General features: G+C 64.5%; 9 protein-coding genes. 4 read left to right on the forward strand and 5 right to left on the reverse strand.

Translation table 11 applies throughout. The features are described 5' to 3' along the window. Nucleotides 1-184: 184 nt before the first annotated feature. The 4 genes from VMR03_RS03145 to VMR03_RS03160 form a co-directional block, all read right to left on the reverse strand. Nucleotides 185-634 carry a hypothetical protein gene (locus tag VMR03_RS03145; protein ID WP_325402197.1) on the reverse strand — a complete coding sequence of 150 codons (450 nt, stop codon included), beginning with the start codon at nucleotides 632-634 and terminating at the stop codon, nucleotides 185-187. A gap of 59 nt (nucleotides 635-693) precedes the next feature. After that, entirely contained in the window at nucleotides 694-1,305 is a 612-nt protein-coding gene (locus tag VMR03_RS03150) for a PAS domain-containing protein (protein WP_325402199.1), read from the reverse strand. A 105-nt stretch (nucleotides 1,306-1,410) separates the two neighbouring features. Beyond that, nucleotides 1,411-2,241 (reverse strand): enoyl-CoA hydratase/isomerase family protein, encoded by an 831-nt coding sequence (locus VMR03_RS03155; RefSeq protein ID WP_325402202.1) that lies wholly within the window; start codon nucleotides 2,239-2,241, stop codon nucleotides 1,411-1,413. Between the two features lie 62 nt (nucleotides 2,242-2,303). After that, complete coding sequence (locus tag VMR03_RS03160) at nucleotides 2,304-2,645, reverse strand: hypothetical protein (RefSeq protein ID WP_325402204.1); 342 nt, start codon at nucleotides 2,643-2,645, stop codon at nucleotides 2,304-2,306. A gap of 159 nt (nucleotides 2,646-2,804) precedes the next feature. Between VMR03_RS03160 and VMR03_RS03165 the strand changes: the two genes are divergently transcribed. Next, nucleotides 2,805-3,215: a DUF6165 family protein gene (locus VMR03_RS03165; protein ID WP_325402206.1), complete on the forward strand. Its 411-nt coding sequence runs from the start codon at nucleotides 2,805-2,807 to the stop codon at nucleotides 3,213-3,215. Here the strand turns inward: VMR03_RS03165 and VMR03_RS03170 are convergent. Next, nucleotides 3,208-4,164: a glycosyltransferase family 9 protein gene (locus VMR03_RS03170; RefSeq protein ID WP_325402208.1), complete on the reverse strand. Its 957-nt coding sequence runs from the start codon at nucleotides 4,162-4,164 to the stop codon at nucleotides 3,208-3,210. The genes VMR03_RS03165 and VMR03_RS03170 overlap by 8 nt on opposite strands. 262 nt (nucleotides 4,165-4,426) lie before the next feature. On the opposite strand from VMR03_RS03170, the gene VMR03_RS03175 reads away from it, so the two are divergent. The 3 genes from VMR03_RS03175 to VMR03_RS03185 form a co-directional block, all read left to right on the forward strand. After that, nucleotides 4,427-5,653 carry an efflux RND transporter periplasmic adaptor subunit gene (locus VMR03_RS03175; protein ID WP_325402210.1) on the forward strand — a complete coding sequence of 409 codons (1,227 nt, stop codon included), beginning with the start codon at nucleotides 4,427-4,429 and terminating at the stop codon, nucleotides 5,651-5,653. Between the two features lie 2 nt (nucleotides 5,654-5,655). Further along, complete coding sequence (locus VMR03_RS03180) at nucleotides 5,656-6,390, forward strand: ABC transporter ATP-binding protein (protein ID WP_325402212.1); 735 nt, start codon at nucleotides 5,656-5,658, stop codon at nucleotides 6,388-6,390. A gap of 3 nt (nucleotides 6,391-6,393) precedes the next feature. After that, nucleotides 6,394-6,875, forward strand: a 482-nt coding sequence (locus VMR03_RS03185) for an ABC transporter permease (RefSeq protein ID WP_325402214.1), incomplete at its 3' end; no start/stop codon positions are given.

The raw sequence follows: 6,875 nt of genomic DNA on the forward strand, positions 1-6,875 counted from the left end.
CGAGGCGAGTTGCGTGCCGAACCCCCGGAGGCGGAGCCTCGCGGGGATAAGCGTGTTTTTCGCGCTCCATACATGGCTGTCACCCCGGGCTTCGTCCCGGGGTCCAGGGCGTCATATGCAGAGCGGGCGGCCCCTGGGTCCCGGCACAAGGCCGGGATGACAGTTTGGTTTGGAGCGTATGCCTCTACCCCGGACAGCCCTTGCGCAGGCCGAGCGCCGCCACCGCGTCGCGGTCGAGCGGCAGAAGCTCCGCATCGGCGACGCCGCGCGCCTTCAGCGCGAGGTCGGTGGCGATGTCCTGGAGGCTGTCCTCCATCTCGCCGGCGCGCCAGACGATGCAGCGCGCATAGGGCCGCGCGTCCTTGGCGCGTACGGTCGCCGTGTCGGGGATCGCGGCGGCGGTGAGCGTCGCGCGCAGCCAGTCGAGCCTGTCCCACATGCGCGCGGCGCGCGGCGCGGCTTCTTGCGGCGCGAGGCCCGCCTTCAGCGCGTCGGTCTCGGCGAGCATCTCGGTCTGCAACGCGGCGAGGTCGGCCAGCGTCGCGCGGTAGCGCGCTGCATCCATCGGCTCGGCGCGGGCGGACGCCGGAAGCGCCAGCACGGCAAAAAACAGGCAGGCCCATGATTTGTGCAAGGTGGCGCTCCTCCCGTCGGGCGCCGGCATCATAGGCGGCGGGCGACGGGGCGCCAAGCTCAGGCGGCGGCGACGGTGCCGAGGAGCGCGGAGAGATCGGGGAGGCCGAAGCCGATGTCGAAGAGCGTCACATCCTCGATCGCTTCCGTCGGCTGGCTGACGCCATAAGGCGCGCGGCTTCCCGGCATGGCCGGACGGCTCGAGAGCGAGAGCACGCGCGGCGGTTGCCCGTTCGGCGCCTCGAGCGGCAGCACGATCTGCTCGACGCGGGCCGGCACCTCGTCCTCGCCAAAGAGAAGCGTGAAGTGGAGCAGCGCGCCGATGCGGCGTCTTGCAACGAGATCGAAGCCGAGGCCGATGATGGCGCGCATCTCGGGCCGCGCGAGATCGACGAGGTTCAGTCCGCGCGGTTCGAAGCCGAGCCGTTTCACGACCATGGTGCCGGCAAGGCGATAGCGCACCGTCATCATGTCGGCCACCTCGAAGAGCACGAGCTCTGGCAGCAGCGGCTTCATCGACCGGACGTCGAGCTCGTCGGCGCGGGGAAGCGCGCTTTCTTTGCGCATCGCCTGCCAGCAGGCGAGGAACCGTGCGGTATTGTCCAGGGAGAAGGACACCTTCGCCGGATCGGCGCAGACCTCGATCGGGAACTGGAACATGTAATCGGGCACCGGAACTGAATCTGAAACCAGAATTTTACGCTGACAGTCTTAACGCAAAGCTGAGGTAAACACGTCCGCTTCGATCCAATTCCGGCGCCCGATCTGCGCGTATGGTTAGCTATTGGTAAAGACGGGCGCGCGCTTCTGCAGGAAGGCCGCGATGCCCTCGCGCATGTCGTTGGTCTGCGCGCACAGGATCTGGTTGCGGTCCTCCATCGCGATGGCCGCCTCGAGGCTGCCCGCGTCGACCGACATGTTGAGGCATTCCTTGGTGAGCCTGAGCCCGATGGGCGAGGTCGTCAGCATCTCGTCGATATAGCTCTGCGCCGCCTCTTCCAGCCTGTCGTCGGGCACGACTTCCGAGACGAGGCCGACGCGCTCGGCGCGGGCGGCGTCGATGAAGCGGCCCGTCATCATCAGTTCGGAGGCGACCGAGACGCCGACGAGGCGCGGCAGGAAATAGGAGACGCCGATGTCGCAGGCCGAGAGGCCGATGCGGATGAAGGCCGCGTTCATGCGCGCGCTCGTCCCCGCGATGCGGATGTCGGACGCCAGCGCGAAGGCGAAGCCGCCGCCGCAGGCCGGCCCATGCACCAGGCTGATGATGGCTTGCGGGCAGCGGCGCATGCGGATGACGATCTCGCTGATGGCGCGCTGGCCCTTCAGCCCGGCGACCACGCCGCCGCCCGAATTGCCGCCCGCGTCGGCGCGCGAAATGCTGCTCGCCTTGAGGTCGAGGCCGGCGCAGAAGGCGCGGCCCGCGCCCTTCAGCACGACGATGCGCACCGACTGATCGGTATAGAGCCGTCCGAAATAATCCTGCAGTTCGGCGATCAGCGTCGGATTGAGCGAATTGAGCGCCTCGGGGCGGTTCATTGTCACCCAGTCGACGGGGCCGTCCTTGCGGATGATGAGGGTTTCGTAAGTTGCCGCAGCGTCGGTCATGTTCTTCTCCCTGTTCTTCGGTTCTTGTTGGGAGAGAGGGTAAATGACGGCTGCGCGCAGTTCTACTCCAGCTCGGTTTCCATCCGGAGAAGAATGCGTTCGGGCAGGTCGAGCCATTTGAGGGCGAGGAGGCCGCCGGCTTCGATCCGCATCACCTCGGCGGCGAAGGGCTGGCCGGGCGCGATCTTCTTCCAGCGCAGCGTGCCGCTGACGATGTCGCCCACGCCCAGTATGCCCGAGAAGCCCTCGATGCAGGCGCCGCCCGTCGACCAGTTGCGGGCGCGGTGATCGACGCCGTCAAGACAGACGATGAGTGCGGGATCGCTGGCGCGCGGCGCGGCGCGTTGTTCCGGCATTTCCAGCCGGCCGCGAAGATTTTCGACGAAACGCGCGATCAACGACATGCCGCCCCCGGATGTCCCTCGGTCCAGCGTGCATTCTGACAGGTCGCCCCGCGATGCCAAGGGGAAAGCGCCTTTTGCGCTGCGACATCCGGCGGGCCTTCCTGCGCGGGCACGGCTTCGATATAAAGGCCGGACCTTTGTACCCTGTGGAGACCCCCCATGTCGCAGGCCGGAAAGCCGTCGCCCATCCTGATCGAAGTGGGGCCGGGCGAACTCGTCGACAAGATCACCATTCTGGCCATCAAGTCCGAGCGCATGAGCGATCCGGAGAAGCTGAAGAACGTCCGCTACGAGCTCGACGTGCTCGATCGCGCGCGCCGTTCGCATGTGCCGGACACGGCGGAGCTTCGCGCGCTCGAGGCGGCGCTCAAGGCCGTCAACGAGGCGCTGTGGGTGATCGAGGACGATATTCGCCAATGCGAGGCGGACAAGGATTTCGGGCCGAAATTCATCGAGCTCGCGCGGTCCGTCTACAAGCAGAACGACAGGCGCGCGATGCTGAAGAAGGACATCAACACGCTCACCGGTTCGGCGATCGTCGAGGAAAAATCCTACACCGAGTTCAACTGATCTTTTCGGCTTCCGGTTCCGGCAGCTCGGCGCGGAGATGGATCTCGTCGAGGACGCGCTCGACCGGCAGCGCCGAAAGATGTGCGACTTCGATGGCGCCGAAATTCTGACGTTCGATGCCTGTGCGCTCCGCCGTCGTGTGCGGTCCGAAAAGTGCAAGGCCGGGCGCGCCGATATGGGCGGCGAGGTGGCTTGGGCCCGTGTCGTTGCCGACGACGAAGGCTGCGCCCTTCAGAACGCCGGCGAGTTCGAACCAGTTGATGTAACCGCGCGGCCCGTGGATCTTGATGCCGGGGATTTTCTTGGCGAGTTCCTGTTCGTCCGGGCCCGGCGCGATGACGACTTCCTGGCCCTCGTCGATCAGGCGCTTGGCGAGGGCCGGATAATAGGGCCAGCGCTTCTGCGGATGGCGCGCCGACGAACCGGGGATCAGCACGATGTAGGGCCGCGTCACGCCGGCGGCGGCGAGCAACCCCGTCACGTCGTCGGCGAGCCAGGAGACGTCGGGATGGCGCGTATGGCGTACGGGTACACCTGCATCCTTGAGTTGGCCGGCCAGGCGGTCGAGTGTGCGGATTTTCTTCGGCTTTTTCGCACGATGCGGATGGCTGCAGCCAGGCGCGGTGCCGGACCAGTTCGTGTTCTGGAAGAACCACCGGAAATAGCTGGCGGTGCGCGAGGAATTCTGGAGGTCGTAGACCATGTCGAATTTCCCCGCCCTGAAGCGCTGGCCAAGTTTCCACATCTGATCCAGACGCCAGCGCGGCGCGCGTGGGTCGACCATCACGTTGTCGATCCAGGGACAGCGCTCGAAGATGCGGCGGTAGAGAGGAGTCGTCAGGACGACGATTTCATCGCCCGCGTGATGCTCGCGAATGTCCCGGAGCGCGCCTTCGGTCTGAATGACGTCGCCAAAGGCTCCGTGCTTGATGATCAGAATACGGCCCATGGCAAGGTCAGTTTCGCGTCGTTCCCGTCTTGCGGGCGTCATCCGAAGTGCAGCAACAGAATGTCACAGCCATTCCCATGGCGCGAGGCCTATTGCGCATAACGTGCCCCTCCTAGACTATGCGCGGCGATCTGACAATATCGGCCTTCCGCCTCGGGCGACGGAAGGCACGCCCTGGTCCGTTCGTACCGGAACGGGCGCGTTCAGGTGCGCCCTTGAGGAACGTCGTGAGTTGCAGGGAGAGCCCGCGGGGCAGTCCGACATGAGCCAAGCGAATGAAGATGTGGCGAAACGTCTGGGATTGACACCTGGCGGCATCGAGGGCGGGGGGCTCATGAACTGGCCCCGGCGACACCCCAGAATTGCCGGAGGACTGGTTCTCGTCGTCGTGCTCATTCTCGTAAGAATACTTGTCTTCGGCGGAAGTTCGAAGGTCGTCTACGTCACTTCCAAGGTGGAGAGGGGCGACCTCAGGGTGACCGTCACGGCGACGGGGACGGTCGAGCCGGTAACCTCAATTACGGTCGGCAGCGAAGTCTCGGGTCGCATCGTCGATGTTCTCGTCGACTACAACGACCAGGTGAAGAAGGATCAGGTTCTCGTCCGGCTCGATACGACCGCGCTCGAGATGGCGGTGGCGAAGTCGAAGGCCAACCTCGACGATGCCAGGGCCACCGTTCTGCAGTACGAAGCTACACGGATCGAGACCGCCGCCAAATGGAAGCGCTATCGCGAACTCGCCGCGCAGAACGCGATCTCGAAGCTCGATCTCGACACGTCTCTCGCCGATCTCAAACGCGCGGAGGCGAATTACGCGAGCGCGCAGGCGAAGGTAAAATCATACGAAGCGCAACTCGCGTCCGATGAAACCTCTCTGTCGAAAGCCATCATCAAGTCGCCGATCGATGGCGTCGTCATAGAACGAGATATCGAGCCCGGGCAGACGGTCGCGGCAAGTTTCGAGACGCCGACGCTCTTCACTCTCGCCGACGATCTCAGCCACATGGAATTGCAGGTCAAGGTCGACGAAGCGGATGTTGGCGAGGTGCGTTCGGGACAGTCGGCGACCTTCTCCGTCGATGCCTATCCGAACCGGCGCTTCGAGGCGAAGATCGAGAAAGTCCGTTACGCTTCGACGACGACGAACAACGTCGTTTCCTATGTGGCTGTCCTCTCGGTCGATAACGGCGATCTCGCACTTCGCCCCGGCATGACGGCCACGGCGGAAATCGTCACCGCCGAAAAGAAAGGCGCTCTTCTCGTCCCGAACGGGGCCACGCGCTTCACTCCCGCGAACGTGAAGGCGCCGGAGGCCAAAATCACGGCAAAGGGCATCATCGAGAAATATGTTTGGGTGCTCAAGGACGGTTCGCCTGTCGCGGTACCGCTGCAACTCGGCTTGACCAATGGACAGCAGACAGAGGTGACGACCGGCGACGTTGCCGCGGGGACCGAGGTCATCACCGACGTCAGAACGGCGGGCAAGTAGCCGTGGAACGCCCGCAGACAGCCAGCGAGCCACCGCTCATCAAGTTTCGCGCAGTCTCGAAGATCTACGGTCACGGCGAGAGCGAGGTCAGGGCGTTGAACGGCGTCGATCTCATCATCGAAGACGGCGAGTTCGTCGCCGTCATGGGCCCGAGCGGGTCCGGCAAATCGACCTGCATGAACATCGTCGGCTGCCTCGATACACCGAGCGGCGGCAATTATTTCTTTCGCGGCGTCGATGTCGGTGCCCTCAATCGCGATCAGCGAGCGCTTCTCCGTCGCAATTATCTGGGCTTCGTCTTCCAGGGGTTCAATCTCCTCAAGAGAACGACCGCGCTTGAGAATGTCGAACTTCCGCTCATCTATCGAGGCGTTCCGCGTGCCGAACGGCGGAGACGTGCCCGGGAGGCGCTTGCAGCCGTCGGTCTTGCAGATCGCGCCGAGCACACGGCGTCGGAGTTGTCGGGCGGCCAACAGCAGCGCGTGGCCATTGCGCGAGCCATTGCCAGCGATCCGGCCGTCCTGCTTGCCGACGAACCGACCGGCAATCTCGACTCGCAGCGCTCGCGTGAGATCATGGAGCTTCTCAAGTCTCTCAATGAGGATCATCGCATCACCGTCGTCATGGTGACGCACGAACCCGACATGGCGGTCTATGCCAGCCGAGCGGTGCATTTCCTGGACGGTCAGATCGCGTCCGATGTGGATCAGCGGCGTGTCGCACCTCAGGGAACCTAGGTCATGCTTCTCGAGACCTTCCTTCTTTCGTTCCGGGAAATCCGCCGTAACCTGATGCGGTCGATCCTCACCATGCTCGGCATCGTGATCGGCGTCGCGGCGGTGATCGCGATGGTGACGCTGGGCGGCGGCGCGCAGCAGAAGGTGTCGAACGACATTTCGGGACTCGGCAAGAATCTTCTGATGGTGCTGCCCGGCTCGCAGCAGCGGGGCCCGAGTAGCGGCGGCGCCGCGTTCAAGGCCGGCGACGTGGTGGCGATCGAGCGTGGGATCGACGGGCTCGATGCGGTTGCGCCGATGTCGACTGCCTCGGCCCGGGCCGTTTACGGCAATACCAACTGGACCACCACCGTATCGGGGACGACCAATGCCTATTTCAAAGCGAGGCAATGGGAACTGGAGCGGGGCCGTATTTTCGACGACGCGGAGGAGCGGGGCGGGCGTACCGTCTGTCTGATCGGCGCGACGGTGCGCGACAAACTCTT

It is taken from the genome of Parvibaculum sp., from assembly GCF_035511255.1.
Taxonomy (GTDB): Bacteria; Pseudomonadota; Alphaproteobacteria; order Parvibaculales; family Parvibaculaceae; genus Parvibaculum.